The 16,462-nt window shown below is 63.9% G+C and carries 14 protein-coding genes and 1 riboswitch; of the genes, 6 read left to right on the top strand and 8 right to left on the bottom strand.

The window, feature by feature from the left end; translation table 11 throughout:
• Positions 1–82 precede the first annotated feature (82 nt).
• The 4 genes from GA566_RS21130 to GA566_RS21115 form a co-directional block, all read right to left on the bottom strand.
• On the bottom strand, positions 83–1,441 hold the full coding sequence (locus GA566_RS21130; protein WP_160473937.1) for an EAL domain-containing protein: 1,359 nt from the start codon (positions 1,439–1,441) through the stop codon (positions 83–85).
• 405 nt (positions 1,442–1,846) lie between these two features.
• Positions 1,847–3,160 carry a hemolysin family protein gene (locus GA566_RS21125; RefSeq protein WP_137923712.1) on the bottom strand — a complete coding sequence of 438 codons (1,314 nt, stop codon included), beginning with the start codon at positions 3,158–3,160 and terminating at the stop codon, positions 1,847–1,849.
• A 123-nt stretch (positions 3,161–3,283) separates the two neighbouring features.
• A complete protein-coding gene (locus GA566_RS21120) occupies positions 3,284–3,634 on the bottom strand; it encodes a HigA family addiction module antitoxin (protein WP_237380557.1) in 351 nt (116 codons plus the stop codon).
• Positions 3,631–3,924: a type II toxin-antitoxin system RelE/ParE family toxin gene (locus GA566_RS21115; protein WP_137923711.1), complete on the bottom strand. Its 294-nt coding sequence runs from the start codon at positions 3,922–3,924 to the stop codon at positions 3,631–3,633. The genes GA566_RS21120 and GA566_RS21115 overlap by 4 nt, the downstream gene beginning before the upstream one ends.
• A gap of 197 nt (positions 3,925–4,121) precedes the next feature.
• On the opposite strand from GA566_RS21115, the gene GA566_RS21110 reads away from it, so the two are divergent.
• From GA566_RS21110 to GA566_RS21100, 3 genes are all read left to right on the top strand, one after another.
• Entirely contained in the window at positions 4,122–4,985 is an 864-nt protein-coding gene (locus tag GA566_RS21110) for a helix-turn-helix domain-containing protein (RefSeq protein WP_137923710.1), read from the top strand.
• 86 nt (positions 4,986–5,071) lie between these two features.
• A riboswitch (FMN riboswitch) is annotated at positions 5,072–5,233 on the top strand.
• Between the two features lie 148 nt (positions 5,234–5,381).
• Positions 5,382–6,065: a 3,4-dihydroxy-2-butanone-4-phosphate synthase gene (gene ribB, locus GA566_RS21105; protein ID WP_160473936.1), complete on the top strand. Its 684-nt coding sequence runs from the start codon at positions 5,382–5,384 to the stop codon at positions 6,063–6,065.
• Positions 6,066–6,213: 148 nt separating this feature from the next.
• Entirely contained in the window at positions 6,214–6,783 is a 570-nt protein-coding gene (locus GA566_RS21100; protein WP_137923708.1) for a surface-adhesin E family protein, read from the top strand.
• 73 nt (positions 6,784–6,856) lie between these two features.
• Here the strand turns inward: GA566_RS21100 and GA566_RS21095 are convergent, their stop codons facing one another.
• The gene (locus tag GA566_RS21095) at positions 6,857–7,255 is read right to left on the bottom strand and encodes an RT0821/Lpp0805 family surface protein (protein ID WP_160474693.1); all 399 of its coding nucleotides are present in this window, start codon (positions 7,253–7,255) and stop codon (positions 6,857–6,859) included.
• 504 nt (positions 7,256–7,759) lie between these two features.
• Between GA566_RS21095 and GA566_RS21090 the strand changes: the two genes are divergently transcribed.
• Positions 7,760–9,349: a glucan biosynthesis protein G gene (locus GA566_RS21090; protein WP_160473935.1), complete on the top strand. Its 1,590-nt coding sequence runs from the start codon at positions 7,760–7,762 to the stop codon at positions 9,347–9,349.
• Complete coding sequence (mdoH, locus tag GA566_RS21085) at positions 9,322–11,928, top strand: glucans biosynthesis glucosyltransferase MdoH (RefSeq protein WP_160473934.1); 2,607 nt, start codon at positions 9,322–9,324, stop codon at positions 11,926–11,928. The genes GA566_RS21090 and mdoH overlap by 28 nt, the downstream gene beginning before the upstream one ends.
• 99 nt (positions 11,929–12,027) lie before the next feature.
• On the opposite strand, the gene GA566_RS21080 is transcribed toward mdoH, so the two are convergent.
• Entirely contained in the window at positions 12,028–12,609 is a 582-nt protein-coding gene (locus GA566_RS21080; protein WP_137923704.1) for a hypothetical protein, read from the bottom strand.
• 261 nt (positions 12,610–12,870) lie between these two features.
• Here GA566_RS21080 and GA566_RS21075 point away from each other — a divergent pair, with 261 nt between their 5' ends.
• The gene (locus GA566_RS21075) at positions 12,871–14,088 is read left to right on the top strand and encodes a Bcr/CflA family multidrug efflux MFS transporter (protein ID WP_137923703.1); all 1,218 of its coding nucleotides are present in this window, start codon (positions 12,871–12,873) and stop codon (positions 14,086–14,088) included.
• Positions 14,089–14,104: 16 nt separating this feature from the next.
• On the opposite strand, the gene GA566_RS21070 is transcribed toward GA566_RS21075, so the two are convergent.
• Positions 14,105–14,971, bottom strand: a complete 867-nt coding sequence (locus GA566_RS21070) for a mechanosensitive ion channel family protein (RefSeq protein ID WP_137923702.1) — start codon at positions 14,969–14,971, stop codon at positions 14,105–14,107.
• Positions 14,972–15,200: 229 nt separating this feature from the next.
• Complete coding sequence (locus tag GA566_RS21065; RefSeq protein ID WP_137923701.1) at positions 15,201–16,403, bottom strand: ammonium transporter; 1,203 nt, start codon at positions 16,401–16,403, stop codon at positions 15,201–15,203.
• Positions 16,404–16,462 lie beyond the last annotated feature (59 nt).

Below are 16,462 nucleotides of genomic sequence, written 5' to 3'. Positions count from 1 at the left end.
TCGCCCCACCCACTGTCGATGCATGATGTGTGCCAATGTGTAAATACGAAAATCTCTGACAGACGGTCCCGTCCATATCGGGTTAGGGCGCGAGCAGACGCCGCGCGCGTTCCGCCACGGCCATATGCGTCTGCGCCAGCCACGTGGCGGGGAAAGGCTGGGCCAGCAGGTATCCCTGCATGCTGTCGCAGCCCCAGCCGCGAATGATGTCGAGCTGGGCCTGCGTTTCGAGTCCCTTGGCACACACCGTCGTGCCCTGGGCTTTCGCCCACACGCAGGCCGCCTGCAGCCTGGCCGAGAGGTCGGGGTGCAGGTGAGCGCTGCCAAGGTGGCGCGCATCGAGCATCACCATGTCCGGGCGCGTCAGCGTCAGCGCGCGACGGCTGGTCGCATCATCCGTGAAGTCGGCCAATGCGATGCCGATGCCGCCGTCGCGCAGCCGCTGGGCCTTTTCGGTGGCGACGTGGGAGTCCGGTACGATGCCGACCGGCACCTCGACGCAGATCTGACCGGGCGGCAGGCCACACGCGTCGATGGCGCGGCGTAGCATGCAGATCGTATCGTCGGCCTGCAATTGCGAACTCGTGGCCAGTAGCGTGAACTGCATCGGGCCGATCGACGCCGTTTCGCAAATCAGCTGCAGCAACTGCTGCAATGTCCAGCCGCCGATTTCGTTGATCAGGCCCAGCGTTTCGACGGCGGGCATGAAATCCTGTGGCGCCACGCGGCCCAGCACGGGATGCTGCCAGCGTAGCCGCACGGTGTAGGCCGTGATGACGCCTGAAGAGAGCAGGGCGCGCGGCTGCAACTGCAGGCTCATCTCGCCTCGGCCGATGGCGCCGGGCAGTGCCGCCAGGAGCGTGGCCAGACGCGGCGTGGCAGGCTGGATAGCGGTGTGGATGCCATCGCCGCCGCGCTTGTTCACCTGCAGCATCGCGTCGAAGGCCAGTTGCAGATGTCGCTCCACCCCCGTGTCCGGTTGATCGACCGCGCCGCCGATACTGCAGGACAGGAACACCTCGAAGCCGTCCACGTGGTACGGACGCGTCAGCGCGCTCGCAATCAACTGGCTGAGGTCGCGGACATGGTGCGCGCCGTCGGCCTCGGCATCAGCGTCCGGCAACAGGCATGCCAGACCCAGGTCGGCCGGCCCAAGCCAGTGCATGGCCACCGGCATCGCGGCCACGCTGGCCACGCGCGACTTCACCTGGGCGCGCAGCGCGTGAACGCGGTTTGGACCTATGGTGTCGCAAGCATGTGCAAAGCGATCCAGCCGGATCACCAGCACCGCAAGGGAGTGCGTCGCCCCGAACTGGGCACGATGCTCCTCGAGCGCGGCAAGGAAGGATGCCGGCTGCAGGGCGCCACCCGGCGTGTCGGCGGAACGGTCCTCGTCCGCACCTTCGCCGCGTGGCGGATTGGCGTGGCGATCAGGATCCATTGATGAGTGATGCTGGCGCGTTCATCTGTATCGAATTGGCCGGCGATACCCGGACTGCATTCCCGTTCATACGTCATACGGTGGCGCTCTAGTGGCGCCACTCGTTCTCAATGCTGGTTGGTTTGTTGTGACCTTGCGGCCCCGTTGATACCGGCGCCTCGCTGTTCAGCCAGATCATAAGTCAGGCCCGAGCAGATTCGGAAAACTGCTATGCCGAGGTGCGTGGGGCGCCGCACCGATATTTGATTTCTCGCAACGGCCCCAAAGTTGTAGCGGTTGTTGTCTTGACCGTCGCCGTTGAATCGCGATATTCGCGCGAGGGAGCCGTGACGTGCGAAATGAGAAAAACGAAAAAACGGGCGCATGAGGCGCCCGTTTTTTTCTGGTTTTGGCTTTGGCTACGCGTCAGCCCGTGGTCTCAGGCTCGGGGCCATCGTCCGGTGGCACGCGGGATGCCAATACCTTGTCGATCCGCTTGCCGTCCATGTCGATAATCTCGAATTTCCACTCTCCCCACTGCACCGCGTCAGCCGTCATCGGCAACCGGCCCAGCAGCAGCAGGAGCATGCCCGACAGCGTGTGATACCGCTCCTTGTCCTCTTCAGGCACGGCACGCAGGCCGATCCGGTCCTTCAGTTCGGGGATCGGAATCAAACCATCGAGCAGCCACGAGCCATCGTCGCGCTGCACGGCCCATTCTTCGCCAGCGGTTTCCGTCTTGAACTCGCCGGTAATCGCTTCAATCAGATCCTGCAGCGTGACCAGGCCGAGCACCTCGCCGTATTCGTCGATAACAAACGCGATCTGGCCACCGGAGGACCGGAAGTTCTCCAGCAGTTCCATGCCGGTAACGCTCTCTGGCACGAAGACAGCGGCCTGCAGCACGGCGGTCAGGTCCGCTTTCTCGCCGCGCAGGCGCCGCGCCAGCAATTGGCGGGCGCTGACCACGCCAAGAATGTCGTGCATGCCGCCCCGGACCACCGGAAAGCGCGAATGATCGGATTCCTCGATGCGGCGCAGGTTTTCTTCCTCGGTGGACTCCATGTCGAGGTAGACCACGTCGCCGCGCGGCACCATCAGCGAAGCGAGTTGGCGGTCATCCAGCCGGAACACGTTGCGCACCATCGTGTGCTCGTGATGCTCGATCACGCCCGCTTCGGAGCCTTCCACCAGCAGCGCGTGGATTTCTTCCTCGGTCACGGCGGGGCCGCGGTCCATCTTGACGCCAAGCAGGCGCAACACGAGCTGCGTGGAGCCCGACAGCAGCTTGACGAACGGCGTGGAAGCCACGGCCAGGAATGCGATGGGGCGGGCCACGAGACGCGCAATCTTCTCGGGCGCCATCTGTCCCAGGCGCTTGGGCACCAGTTCGCCCAGCACAATCGAGAAATAGGTCAGGCCCGCCACGACAATTGCCGTCGCGGTGTAGCCGGCCGTCGTGGCCGGCAGGCCGAAGCCCTGCAGCCAGAGTCCCAGCGGCGAGGCAAGGGCGGATTCGCCGACCACACCGTTGAGCACGCCGATGGATGTGATGCCGATCTGGACAGTGGACAGGAAGCGGGTGGGGTCTTCGCCGAGCTTGACGGCCTCCATCGCACCGCGATCGCCGTCCTCGATCAGGCGCTGCAGCCGGGCCCTGCGGGCCGTGACAAGCGCGATTTCGGACATGGCGAAAAGGCCGTTCAGCAGAATGAGTGCCAGCAGTATGGCAATTTCCATCAGGATGCGCGCCCTGTGCGCGCGGGAATTGAAAAATCAGAGCATACCATCGGCATGTGACCGACCCTGCGTGCTGTGCCCAACACATCACGCGATAAAAGGGCGTTTGCAAGCACGCACAAATCATGCCGGCAGCGGTTTGACATCGCGATCCACGATCGGTCCCGCCGTGGTACGTGCCATGCGCAGTGCGTAGTTTCCGTCGAGCCGGGTCCAGAATTCAGCCGATGTGCCGAAAAATCGTGCCAGCCGCAGTGCGGTCTCCGGAGAGATCGCGCGGTTGCCGGCCACGATGCTCTCGACCCTCTGCACCGGTACGCGCAACCCTACGGCAAGGCCACGCGAATCGAGACGGTTCGGCAGCATGAACTCGCGGTGCAGGATGGTGCCGGGCGGGACGGGCCAGATCGGCTCGCCGGTGGCCAATGGCCTGAAATCCGTATGGAATAGCTTGTCGCGTGGGATCGGCATCATTCGTCCTCCGGATCGCAGGCCGCGATGGCCACGTCCCAGGCGCCGTCGTTGGCGTAGCGGAACTGCACCTGCCACCCCGAGTCGATCCGCAGATGCCAGTGGCCACGATGACGCCCGCGCATGGGCCCGAGCCGGTTGGCGGGCGACGCCAGCAGGTCCGTCAGCGATGCCGCGGCATCGAGCATGTCGAGCTTGCGGCGCGCGGCCTGCTGGATGGGAATCGGTAGTGTGTAGACGAAATGGCCGTGGAACACGGCAGCGGTGGCCTTGTTGGCGAGGGTACGGATCATGGGCGGGCGGTTCGATGAAGGGTTGGTGAGGGAGTCCCCATCCTAGGTCGGCCGCAACCCGAACGATATGGGACGATTCTGAAAGCCAGCCGAATTCCGAACCGGCGATCAGACCGGCCTTGACGATGCCGCGTGAATCAATACGATTACCTGCCAGGTAGTCGCCGTACGGCCACCGCCATGCTGAAATGGACGCCATGGAAACGCTCACACCCAACTCCGAGACCGCCATCGATTTTCCGGACATGCTGCGCTATTGGCGCGGCAAGCGCGGCTACAGCCAGCACGCGTTGTCACAGGTAGCCGGGGTGTCGCAGCGGCATATCAGCTTTCTGGAGTCCGGGCGTGCCCGCCCCAGCCGCGAGATGGTGCTGGCGTTGGCCGATCGCCTGGCCGTGCCGCTTCGCCAGCGCAACCGGCTGTTGCTGGCGGGCGGCTTCGCGCCCGCCTACAGCGAACACGCACTGGCCTCGCCGCCGATGGAAATGGTGCGCCACGCCATCGGACTGATCCTGTCCAAGCAGGAGCCGTATCCCGCCGTGGTGCTCGACCGCTTCTGGTATCTCGTGGATGCCAACCAGGCGTATCGCCGCATGCTCGGCAAGCTGATGGCGGGCCGACGCGTGGCGACGCTTGATGGTTCCGAGGGTGGTCGCATCAATCTCATGCTGGCTGTATTCGACCCCGACGGCCTGTGGCCGCTCATCGAGAACGCCCGGCAGGTGGGGCGCTACCTGCTGCGGCGGGTGGCGCAGGAGCTGCAGGTGCAGGCCCATGACCAGACCGCCCGCGCGATCTTCGAGCGGATTGCGGCGTGGCATCCGGACATGGTCGGCCCGGGCGGCGTATTGCTGGGCGAAGACGACGCTGCCGAAGGCCCGTTGCCGCCCGTGTTGCCCGTCGTCGTGCGCACGGGCGATTTCCACATCTCCCTGTTCTCGACGCTGACCACGCTTGGCATTCCGCAGGACATCACGCTGCAGGAGTTACGGATCGAATGCTTTTACCCTGCCGATGACGCCACCCGTCACGTGTTCGAGGCGCTGGCCACCGAGGCCTGAAATGACGCCGCTGTCATAAAAGCACAACCGTGCTACTATCGCCGGGCCGTTGCTGCCCCGGTTTTCGGGCGCCTGCAGCGGCATCGTTACGTCTTCAGGGCGGGGTGAAAGTCCCCACCGGCGGTATGTGGAAACCATTGCAAGATGCGTTGCCACGAGCCCGCGAGCGCCCGCACTCCCGTGCGGGGTCAGCAGATCTGGTGAGATGCCAGGGCCGACGGTCATAGTCCGGATGAAAGAAGATGGGCGGAATCCGCACGGTGCGTCCGTGCGCGCGGAGCGTTGGCCCGGGCTTTGCCGTGGGGCGGTGCTGCGCGTGCGCCGGCTGCCGTGCGGTTGCCGCTTGATCGTTCCCCTGAAACGCCCTTGAACTGATTTGCACGGAGCGTTTCACCAATGCTGACTCTCAACAAGACCCCCGGTATCCCCGAAGTTTCCTCAGAAGTGGCTGACGATGCCGACCCGCGTCCGCTCGCCGAGCGTATCGCCCAGGCCCTCGATGCCATGCGCGAAGGCCGTCCCGTCGTGCTGCTGGACGACGACGACCGTGAAAACGAAGCCGACCTGATCCTTGCCGCCGAGCGGCTGACCCAGTCCAACATGGCGATGATGATCCGCGAATGCAGCGGCATCGTCTGCCTGTGCCTGACCGCCGACAAGGTGCGCGACCTGGGCCTGCGTCCGATGGTCGAGAACAACCGCAGCCAGTACGGCACGGCGTTCACGGTGTCGATCGAGGCACGCGAAGGCGTGAGCACCGGTGTCAGCGCAGCGGATCGCATCACGACGATCCAGGCCGCCATTGCCGATGGCGCGGGCACAGACGCGGTGGTCAGCCCTGGCCACGTGTTTCCGCTGGTGGCTGTGGATGGTGGCGTGCTCCAGCGTCGTGGCCATACCGAAGGCTCGGTGGAGCTGGCGCGCATGGCTGGCCTGTCGCCGGCTGCGGTGCTGTGCGAACTGATGAATCCGGACGGTACGATGGCACGCCGCGCCGAGGCGCTGGTGTTTGCCCAGACGTATCAGTTGCCGATTCTGACGATTGCCGACCTCGTGGCCTGGCGCGAAATCCACGGCTGATCTGGCGCAATAGCAGGCGAAAATCGCACGGAATCCGCGCGCGGGTATTGCCCCCATGGGTAATTCCGCGCGTCACGGGCTGTCGTGATGGTTCCATGCTGTGCGAAAATCCGGGGCTTCTTTCCCGTCTTGACGAGGGTACTCCCCGATGTTCTCCCGCATGCTTGCACGCGCGACCCTGCTCGTTGGCGCGTGTTTCAGTCTCGTGGCCCATGCCGAATCCACCGGTGCGGCGCCTTTCAATTCAAACGCAGTGCGTCCTGCAGCGGCTGCCGGTCTGTATCAGTGCAAAGGCCCGAGCGGCGGCACCGTGTTTCGTGCCTCACCGCGTGAAGACTGTGTCCTGCTGGCTTCGCCCGATCCCGGCGCGCCCGATCCCCGGCGTTGGGTGCCCCTGATGGGTGGCAATGGCGTGGTGTCCTATCTCGATCAGGAATCGATTCGTCGGCGTGGCACCGAGGTAGGTGTGGCGCTGGTCCACAATGCGCCGCCCGGCGTCATCAAGACCGCCAGCGGCGACACGATCCGTTCGTCGCTGAAACGCATGGTGTTCAACTGCGCCACCTCGATGTATGCCGTGATCGAGCAAACGCTCTACAACAAGCGCTACGCACGCGGTGAGTCGCTCTATACGATACGGGGCCCACAGGCCGGCATGCCGATGCCGGCTGCGTCAGGTACCCTGGCGGGCGATCTGGTGACCCGGCTCTGTCACTGAGTTCGAGTCTTGCAGCGGGTGGCACGTCTCGCGCGCCGCCCGCGTCCTGCCACTATTCAACGTTCAACGATTGTCATTCGCCAACGTGACGCGCCTTCCAGGTGCCGTTGGACTGCTTGCAGAACCAGCCCGACCACGCCTCGGTGGCGCTGCCGCGCTTGAGTTCGGACTTCAGCCGGCGGCACGTCTGGCCCTTGTCGGTGCGCGTTTCCACGGGGCTGATCGTGCCATCCACCGCCTGGCGGCGGTTCTCGGCCGGGTAGTGCCACTCCACGGCCTTGTTGTCCTCGGTATCCACCAGCGCGGTGCGCACGGACTTCTGCAACGATGCCGCTTCCTTCTGCGTGAGCGTGCCGATAATGCTCCCAGACAGATAATTCTCGAAATACGCGAACGCGGACGGTGAAGCGGCCACGAGCAGGGCGGCAAGGCTGGCGGCTACGGCGATGCCACGGGGTCGGCGAACGTTCATGACGGTTTCCTTGTTGGTGATGGAAGTCGACAACTGACGCTGGCGATTGTAGACGCCTGTCGCGGCGTGCGGTGGATTCCAGCGCACAGCCTTGACCTCGCCTGCCATCGGAACATGCTCGAAATCCCCCGCGGCGTGCATGCTCCATGCGTGTCTTTTGCCGCCAAAGCCATATGGCGAGCGGCTTTCACCCCACTGGTGAGACATTTTGTTGCAAACGTTGCGGCGCCGAAACGTGACTTTTAAGGCTCGAATTGTTAAGGTTCCGGCTCGCATTGCAACAATCCGGACAAGTCACCGCGACGTTGTCGTCCGTCTTCCATGGCCTAACCTTGGATGATGCGTAGCGCAACAGATCAGGTGCTGGTCCGTCTCTTGCTAAAAGTTGTCGCTGAACCATCGCTTGTCGTCATCGTTGTATCCACGTTGAAGTTTCCTGACGCATTCCGGTGCGGCCGCGTCGTCCGGCTGCCTGTTTCCCCGCTAACCCGATCACCGGCCTTCATGACCGCACATCCCACGTCGTTCCATTCCGCCCAACGCCAGACGGTAGCGCCCGCGCGCCGTTCATCCGGCAGAGGGGGAGCACTGGGGCGATGGATTGGTGGCGGCATGCTGGCCGTGATGGCCCTGACCGCGCACGCCTTCGACTTCGAGACGGTGGCGGCGCGTGCACGGCAACTCTCGGCCTCGCCGTACAAGCCCGCCAAGGCACAGGAACTGCCGCGCGAGTTGAAGGAGCTGTCCTACGAGCGCTACCGCGAGATCGAGTACAAGCCCGAGCGGTTTGCATGGCGCGGTGCGCGATTGCCCTTCGAGATTTCGTTCTTCCATGAGGGCATGGTGTTCGACCAGCCCGTGAAGATCAACGAGGTGGTGAGCGGCAGCGTGCGCGAGTTTCGCTTCGATCCGGCCGCGTTCAACTACGGTTCGCACAAGGTAGACCCGGCCAAGCTCAAGGGGCTGGGCTTTGCTGGCTTCCGGCTGATGTATCCGCTGAACCAGGGCAAGCGCAAGGACGAACTTGCATCGTTCCTCGGTGCGAGCTACTTCCGCGCACTGGGCAAGGACCAATGGTACGGGTTGTCGGCACGCGGCGTGGCCGTGGATACCGCACTTAATTCCGGCGAGGAGTTTCCGCGCTTTGTCGAATACTGGATCGAACGTCCTTCGGCCAACGACAAGCAGTTGACGATCTACGCGCTGATGGATTCGCGACGCATCAGCGGTGCCTACCGGTTTGTCATCAAACCTGGCGACGAGACCGTGATGGAAGTGAAGTCGCGCCTGTTCCTGCGCGAGCATGTCACCAAGCTGGGTCTGGCTCCGTTGACCAGCATGTACCTGTTCGGCGAGAACCAGCCGTCGGGCAGCGCCGACTTCCGCCCCGAGGTGCATGACTCCGATGGCCTGTCGGTGCAACTGGGTACGGGCGAGTGGATCTGGCGCCCGCTGGTCAATCCCAAGCGGCTGCTGGTGACCTCGTTCGGTGCCACCAATCCGCAGGGTTACGGCCTGATGCAGCGCGATCGCAGCTTCGACAGCTATCAGGAAATCGGCTCGTGGTACGAGCGCCGGCCGAGCGCGTGGGTGGAGCCAAAGGGCAACTGGGGTGCGGGCCGCGTCGAGCTGGTGCAGATTCCCACGCCGGACGAGACCAACGACAACATCGTGGCGTTCTGGGTGCCCGAGAATCCGCCCAAGCCGAAGCAGGCATTCGATTACGAGTACCGCCTCAAATGGCAGAAGGACGGCGAGAACCTGCCGCCGCTGTCGTGGGTGACACAGACGCGTCGGGGCCAGGGCCTCACGCGCAAGCAGGACGACACCAGCTTCTCGCTGGTGGTGGATTTCGAAGGACCGGCTTTCAAGAAGCTGGCCGACGATGTACGGCTCAATCCGGTGGTGTCCGCGGATGCCAACGGCGAGCTACTGAAAACAATAGTTCAGCGTAACGAAGCCACGGGTGGCTGGCGCATGACGATGTTCATGCGGCGCAAGGACGAGAGCAAGCCGGTTGAGTTGCGCGGCTACCTTCGCAACGGCAATACAACCCTATCCGAGACATGGAGCTACATCCTACCTCCAGGCTGAAGCAGCGCCCGGCTCAGGCGGCCGCGGCATGCGAGCGCTATGTCGATCGCTTGCCGGTCTCGCCGGAACTCCGTGGCGAACTGCTGGCCGACACCCCGAAGCACGTCATCTCGACCGTGCCTGCCGAAGGCATCGAAGTGCCCTCGGCCATGATGGAATTGCAGGCGCGGCTCGCTGGCCGCGACCCGAAGGACAAGGACGCTACCGAATTGGATGCGCGCAGTACCCCGGGTGGGAGCACCTACGCTTCGGTCGGCCGTCGTTTCTCGATGGCCTATGGCAACCCCCAGATCGATGGCGAACCGCTGCTCGAACGTCACGACGACGGCACCGTGCGTGTCCATACGGGGCCGGAACCCGAGCGTGCATCGATGGTGCCCCGCCAATGGCCGCCGCATATCGTATGGGGCGGCATCCGCAATGGCTGGCGAAAGCTGATGGGCCGCTCGCCGGTGCCGGAGACCTGGGACACGCTGCATGATGGTCCCGATGCCGAGGGCAAGTGGCATCCCGCCGGCTCGCATCGCCGCTGGGTGCTGCTCGTGCTGGTGGTGATCCAGACCATCACCGCCACCTACTTCATGTCGAATGTGCTGCCGTACCACGGCGCCGATCCGCTCGAAGTGGCGATCCTCACCTTGTTCGCCATTCTGTTCGCCTGGGTGTCCGCCGGTTTCTGGACCGCCATGATGGGCTTCCTCGTCCTGGCAAAGGGTGGCGACAAGCATCTGATCTCGCGCACCGCCGCGACCGATGCGCCAATCGATCCATCCGCGCGCACGGCCATCATCATGCCGATCGCGAACGAGGATGTGACGCGTGTGTTCGCAGGGTTGCGCGCCACGTACGAATCGCTCGAACGGACCGGCGAACTGCAGCATTTCGATTTCTTCGTACTGTCCGATAGCGGCAATCCTGACCTGCGCACGGCCGAGCACGATGCGTGGATGGAACTGTGCCGCGCCGTGGGCGGTTTCGGGCGCGTGTTCTATCGCTGGCGCCGGCATCGCGTGAAGCGCAAGACCGGCAACGTGGCGGACTTCTGCCGTCGCTGGGGCAGCAAGTATCGCTACATGATCGTGCTCGATGCAGACAGCGTCATGAGCGGCGACTGCCTGGCTACGCTGACGCGCCTGATGGAAGCCAATCCGGGCGCCGGCATCATCCAGACCGCACCGCTGGCCGTGGGGCGCGATACGCTCTACGCACGCGTGCAGCAGTTCTCGACGCGCGTCTACGGTCCGTTGTTCACGGCGGGGCTGCACTACTGGCAACTTGGTGAGTCGCACTATTGGGGCCACAACGCCATCATCCGTATCAAGCCGTTCATGGAGCATTGCGGACTGGCGCCACTGCCGGGCAAGGGGCCGCTCTCGGGCGAAATCCTGTCGCACGATTTCGTGGAAGCCGCGATGATGCGTCGCGCAGGGTGGGGCGTGTGGATTGCCTACGACCTGCCAGGTTCGTTCGAAGAACTGCCGCCGAACCTGCTCGATGAGGTGAAACGGGATCGCCGCTGGTGCCAGGGCAACCTGATGAACTTCCGGCTGTGGATGAAACAGGGCTTCCATGCCGTGCACCGCGCCGTGTTCCTGACGGGCATCATGGCCTATGTCTCGGCGCCGCTCTGGTTCCTGTTCCTGCTGCTGTCCACGGCTGCGCTGGCCAAGCATGCGCTGGTGCCGCCGGAGTATTTCACCAAGCCTTACCAGTTGTTCCCGACCTGGCCCGAATGGCATCCCGAGAAGGCGTTGGCGCTGTTCTCGGCCACGGCGACATTGCTGTTCCTGCCGAAACTGTTCAGCGTGATTCTGTTGCTCAAGGATGCGAAGCAGTACGGGGGTCCGGTGCGCTTGTTCCTCAGCATGTTGATCGAGATGGCGCTGTCGGCACTGCTGGCGCCCACGCGCATGCTGTTCCATACGAAGTTCGTGATCGCGGCCTACAGCGGGTGGGGCATCTCATGGAAATCGCCGCCGCGCGAGGATGCCGAGACCCATTGGGGCGAGGCGTTCCGCCGACACGGCTGGCACACGGTGCTGGGCATTGTCTGGGGCGCCGGCGTGTACTGGCTGAGCCCGGGCTTCATCTGGTGGCTGCTGCCGATCGTCGGGTCGCTGGCGTTGTCGATTCCCTTGTCGGTCATGCTGTCACGCGTGCCACTGGGCCGTGCAGCACGCCGTGCGGGGCTGTTCATGATCCCGGAAGAAACGCTGGTGCCGCGCGAGATCGTCGAGACGCAGCAGCATGTGGAAAGCGCGCAGCACACGCCGGGGTTTGTCGATGCCGTGGTGGACCCCGTGACCAATGCGCTGATGTGCGCCACGGCCACCGCGCGGACGATCCAGCCCGAGCCGGCCCGATTGCAGCATGCCTCGCTGGTGCAGCATGCGTTGACCAATGGCCCGGGATCGCTGTCGCCGGCCCAGAAGCATGTGTTGCTGGGCGATCCGTTTGCGCTGTCGAAGCTGCACGAACTCGTATGGGGATCGCCGCTCGCGGACAGCGCGTGGAAGGAGACCCGGGTACTGTTGCGCCGCGCGCCGAACGTGCTGCCGCTACGGCCACGCCCGCTCTGACGCGGGTGTCCACAAGAAGAGCGGCAGGCCAGTGGCCTGCCGTTTTTTATGGGTGCGTGGGGATTGACGGACGCGTTTTAAACGCCTGACGCAGGGGCGCTAACGCAGCGCGGACACGCAGATCGGCGCGTTGATGTAGACGTCGCCCACACGGCGTTCGCCGCGGTCGTTCCGCGTCATGTAGCGGAACATCATGCTCACGCCGATCTTGGTCAGGATTTCCACGTCGCGGTTCGCGCAGATGTTGCGCTGGAGCGGGGCGGCGTAGTTCACCTCGAAGCTGGCGAGGTCCAGCATCGGCCCGCGATAGTTGGTCAGCTCCAGTTGGAACAGCACGTGCTTGCCCGGAATGGACTGGCAGCGGCGCAGCCGCGTTTCGCCGTCGATCTCGATGGGCAACGCGTCATTGAGCTGCCGGCAGGCGCGCGCCAGGACGCTGTCAGGACGATTCGTGCTGCGCAGCAATTCGGGCACACCGGCCGCACCGGTGTTCTGGCCGGTGGCGGCGCCCTTGAGCATGCGTGAGAGTGCTTCGGCTTCGTCAACCACCACGGGCGCGGGTGACGAGGCGGGTGCCACGGCTGCGGGCCGGCCAGGCGCGGCCCATGCGGGCAGCGGCGGCAAGGCTGCTAAGGCAACCAGGCTGAGCGAGGCTATAAACGGCTTGGATCGTATGGTCATGCAGGATAACGGTGCCGGGGACGGGTCCCGTGATCCGTCTTCCGCGATGCGTCTGACTGCTTGGTCTGGATAACATCCGTACCGACAGGCAGGCATTGTACCCTCCACCTTGGCACACGTGAAAGCCGCGCCACACATGGATTTGCATGGTTGGAATGGTTGAGGCGGAATTTCCACGGTACTTGCAGCGGCTTGACGGATGGACCGCTACACGTTCCCGCGCTGTGCAACAATTGCGCCCAGACTTTCCGGAATCCTTTCATGACGTTCCATACGAGCGCGCCTTCTTCGGCGCGCTTTCCGCTCTGGCTGCTGATCTGCGCGTCGCTGACAGCCATCGCACCGCTTTCCATCGACATGTACCTGCCGGCCTTCCCGGCACTGGCGGCAGACCTGCGTACCGATATCGGACAGGTGCAACTCACGCTCGGCACGTTCCTGGTGGGGCTGGCCATCGGGCAGGCGTTCTATGGGCCGATCAGCGATCGCTACGGTCGCAAGGCGCCGCTCTATGTTGGCTTGACGCTCTACGGCCTGGCCGCTGCAGGTTGTGCGCTGGCATCGAGCGTGGAGTCTCTGATGCTGTGGCGCTTCTTGCAGGCGCTCGGCGGATGCACCGGGCTGGTGGTGTCGCGTGCAGTGATCCGCGACCGGCTGGAAGCCCGCGAGTCGGCGCGCGCGTTCTCGTCGCTGATGCTGGTGATGGGGCTGGCGCCTATCCTGGCACCGCTGATCGGCGGGGCAGTGCTCGCGGCGGCCGGCTGGCGCGCGATTTTCTGGATCCATTGCGGCGCTGCTGTCCTGCTGCTGTGGTTCGTCCATTCGCGCATGGAAGAGTCGCTCGATCCGCAACGGCGCCGCACGCTGCATCCCGGTACGGTGCTGCGCGGTTACTGGGAACTGCTGCGCGATCGGGAATTCCTGGGCTATTCGCTGTCGGCTGGCTGCGTGCAGGGCGGCATGTTCGCCTATATTGCTGGCTCGCCGTTTGTGCTGATCGAACTGCATGGCATCGATCCCTCCCACTACGGCTTTGTCTTTGGCGCGAATGCGTTCGGCCTGATCGCGATGTCGCAGGTCAATGCACGACTGGTGCGTGCACGCGCGCTCGATGACATATTGCGTACGGCCCTGTTTGCGCCGTGCATCGCGGGCCTGGTGCTGGCCGCGACGGCGCTGCTCGGCCTCGCTTCATTGCCGGTGCTGCTGTGCTGCTTCTTCGTGTTTCTCGCCGGACTCGGCTGCATCACGCCCAATGCTTCGGCATTGGCGCTGTCGCGTCAGAGCCATCGCGCAGGCACGGCCTCGGCGCTGATGGGTACGCTGCAATTCGGCTTCGGCACGATAGCGGGCGCGGCAGTCAGCGTCTGGCACGACGGCACGGCGTTGCCGCTGGCCGTCGTGATGGCGATCTGTGGAAGCGGCGCCGTCCTGCTGCGCCTGTATGGGCGAGCTGGCCTGCAGCCGCAACCTCACTGACGACTTCGGGCGGGATTCAGGCCGCCTGGTTGGCGGGTTGCGCAGGCGCCATCGGCACGGCTGGCGAGTTCTGCATGACCACGACCTGTGCCGGCATCGGCGCGGCAAATCCGGCCTGGCCAAAGGTGTCGCGAATCGTGCGGTTGGTATCGAAATAGACCTGCCAGTAGTGATCGTTATGGCAGAACGGCCGGACGGCCAGCACCGGCCCCACGAGCGTGAATTCAAGGATCTCGACTTCCACGGCTGGGTCAGGCAGCACGTTGGGAATCGCGGCAATCTTTTCCTTGAGCAGCGCGGTGGCCGCTGCCACATCGGTGGAGCCGGCCAGTTGCGCTTTCAATTCCACGCGCCGGAACGCATTGGCCGTGAAGTTCTGGATCGTGTCCGAGAAAATCTTGTTGTTGCCGACCACGGTCATGACGTTGTCGGGGGTATTCATCGAGGTGGCGAACAGTCCGATTTCTACCACCGTGCCGGTGACGCCGCCGATGGTGACGAAGTCGCCGACCTTGAACGGCCGCAGTACCACCAGAAACGCGCCTGCTGCGAAGTTCGCCATCAGCCCTGACCATGCCATGCCGATGGCGACGCCCGCCGCAGCAATCAGTGCCGCAAACGTGGTGGTCTGGATGCCGAAGTAACCGAGGATGCCAATTACCAGCACCACGTTCAGCGTGACGGTGACAATCGATCCGACATAGCGCAGCAGGGTGGGATCGACGCTCTGTTTGGCCAGCGATTTCTGCACCAGCCGCACCACGAAATGAATCAGCCAGCGGCCCACGACCCAGAATGCCAGGGCAGCGAGAATCTTGACCCCGAATACTGTGGCGTAGCCGTAAATGATGTCGCGGATGCTTTGCAGCGAGGTGGTATCCATGAGACACGCTCCAGTTTTGACGGGCAGGAAAAAACCAGGGACGGCGAAAGAGAAAACGCTGTCGGGAATGTCAGGATTGCGAGACACGCCTGTTGCGGCGTTTGGGGAGGGGCAAGGGCATTATTGGACGCGCGGGCCCGAAAGTTCAAGTCAAACTTTGTGATGTCGGCGTTGCTGCGCGACCGGCGTTCAGCGCGATGTGCCGGTCGCGCGTGTCATCGGAACCGTCTTACCAGTTCGTCTCCCGCTCTGGCGTGGCCGAGATGCGGTGCAGGGTCAGGTCGGCGCCGTTGAATTCTTCCTCGGCATCGAGACGAATGCCGACGAACTTCTTCAGCGCGCCATAGACCAGCGTGCCGCCGACAACTGCCACGATGATGCCCGCCAGCGTGCCGGTGATCTGCGACACCAACGATACGCCGCCCATGCCGCCCAGCATGCGCGTGCCGAAGATGCCCGCCGCGATGCCGCCCCACGCGCCGCAGAGGCCGTGCAGCGGCCAGACGCCGAGCACATCGTCGATATGCCACTTGTTCTGCGCCAGCGTAAACAGATAGACGAACAGCAGTCCGGCCACCGCGCCGGTGACGAGCGCGCCAAGCGGATGCATGATGTCCGAGCCCGCGCAGACAGCCACCAGACCAGCCAGCGGGCCGTTATAGGAGAACCCAGGGTCATTGCGCCCGGCCGCCCACGCAGCCAGTGTGCCGCCGACCATCGCCATCAGCGAGTTGATGGCCACCAGACCGCTGATCTTGTCGATGGTCTGGGCGCTCATCACGTTGAAGCCGAACCAGCCCACGGCCAGCACCCATGCCCCAAGCGCCAGGAACGGAATGTTCGAAGGCGGATGCGCGCTGATGCGGCCATCCTTCTGATACCGGCCACGCCGCGCGCCAAGCAGCAGCACGGCGGGCAGGGCGATCCATCCGCCAACCGCATGCACGACCACCGAACCGGCAAAGTCATGGAAGGGCGCGCCAGTCACCGAGGCCAGCCAGTCCTGCAGCCCGAACCGGTTGTTCCAGACGATACCCTCGAAGAACGGATAGACAAATCCCACCAGCACGAACGTAGCCACCAGTTGCGGGTTGAACCTGGAGCGCTCGGCGATACCGCCGGAGATGATCGCCGGGATGGCCGCTGCGAAGGTGGCCAGGAAGAAGAACTTCACGAGTTCGTGGCCGTTCTTCTCCGCAAGCACTTCGGCACCGGAGAAAAACTGGACGCCGTAGGCGATCGTATAACCGATGAAGAAATAGGCCAGGGTTGAGACCGCAAAGTCGACCAGTATTTTCACCAGTGCATTGACCTGGTTTTTCTTCCGTACGGTGCCCAGTTCCAGGAACGCAAATCCGGCGTGCATGGCCAGCACCATGATTGCGCCGAGCAGGATGAACAGCGCATCCGTGCCAGTCTTCAGGTTATCCATCGTTATCTTTGCCCGATTTATGCTCGAAATGGGAGCAGCGATAAGCAATTTGCGTTCCT

This window comes from Cupriavidus sp. SW-Y-13, assembly GCF_009793345.1.
GTDB lineage: Bacteria > Pseudomonadota > Gammaproteobacteria > Burkholderiales > Burkholderiaceae > Cupriavidus.
This window is presented reverse-complemented; position numbering and strand designations above follow the sequence as displayed.

What these genes read in the sequence shown, in the direction of transcription:
- GA566_RS21080 (WP_137923704.1), bottom strand. Translation starts at nt 12,609, where the DNA reads ATGACCATACGATCCAAGCCGTTTATAGCCTCGCTCAGCCTGGTTGCC.
- GA566_RS21120 (WP_237380557.1), bottom strand. Translation starts at nt 3,634, where the DNA reads ATGATGCCGATCCCACGCGACAAGCTATTCCATACGGATTTCAGGCCA.
- GA566_RS21075 (WP_137923703.1), top strand. Translation starts at nt 12,871, where the DNA reads ATGACGTTCCATACGAGCGCGCCTTCTTCGGCGCGCTTTCCGCTCTGG.
- GA566_RS21100 (WP_137923708.1), top strand. Translation starts at nt 6,214, where the DNA reads ATGTTCTCCCGCATGCTTGCACGCGCGACCCTGCTCGTTGGCGCGTGT.
- GA566_RS21110 (WP_137923710.1), top strand. Translation starts at nt 4,122, where the DNA reads ATGGAAACGCTCACACCCAACTCCGAGACCGCCATCGATTTTCCGGAC.
- GA566_RS21065 (WP_137923701.1), bottom strand. Translation starts at nt 16,403, where the DNA reads ATGGATAACCTGAAGACTGGCACGGATGCGCTGTTCATCCTGCTCGGC.
- GA566_RS21070 (WP_137923702.1), bottom strand. Translation starts at nt 14,971, where the DNA reads ATGGATACCACCTCGCTGCAAAGCATCCGCGACATCATTTACGGCTAC.
- GA566_RS21125 (WP_137923712.1), bottom strand. Translation starts at nt 3,160, where the DNA reads ATGGAAATTGCCATACTGCTGGCACTCATTCTGCTGAACGGCCTTTTC.
- GA566_RS21090 (WP_160473935.1), top strand. Translation starts at nt 7,760, where the DNA reads ATGACCGCACATCCCACGTCGTTCCATTCCGCCCAACGCCAGACGGTA.
- mdoH (WP_160473934.1), top strand. Translation starts at nt 9,322, where the DNA reads ATGGAGCTACATCCTACCTCCAGGCTGAAGCAGCGCCCGGCTCAGGCG.
- GA566_RS21115 (WP_137923711.1), bottom strand. Translation starts at nt 3,924, where the DNA reads ATGATCCGTACCCTCGCCAACAAGGCCACCGCTGCCGTGTTCCACGGC.
- GA566_RS21095 (WP_160474693.1), bottom strand. Translation starts at nt 7,255, where the DNA reads ATGAACGTTCGCCGACCCCGTGGCATCGCCGTAGCCGCCAGCCTTGCC.
- GA566_RS21130 (WP_160473937.1), bottom strand. Translation starts at nt 1,441, where the DNA reads ATGGATCCTGATCGCCACGCCAATCCGCCACGCGGCGAAGGTGCGGAC.
- ribB (WP_160473936.1), top strand. Translation starts at nt 5,382, where the DNA reads ATGCTGACTCTCAACAAGACCCCCGGTATCCCCGAAGTTTCCTCAGAA.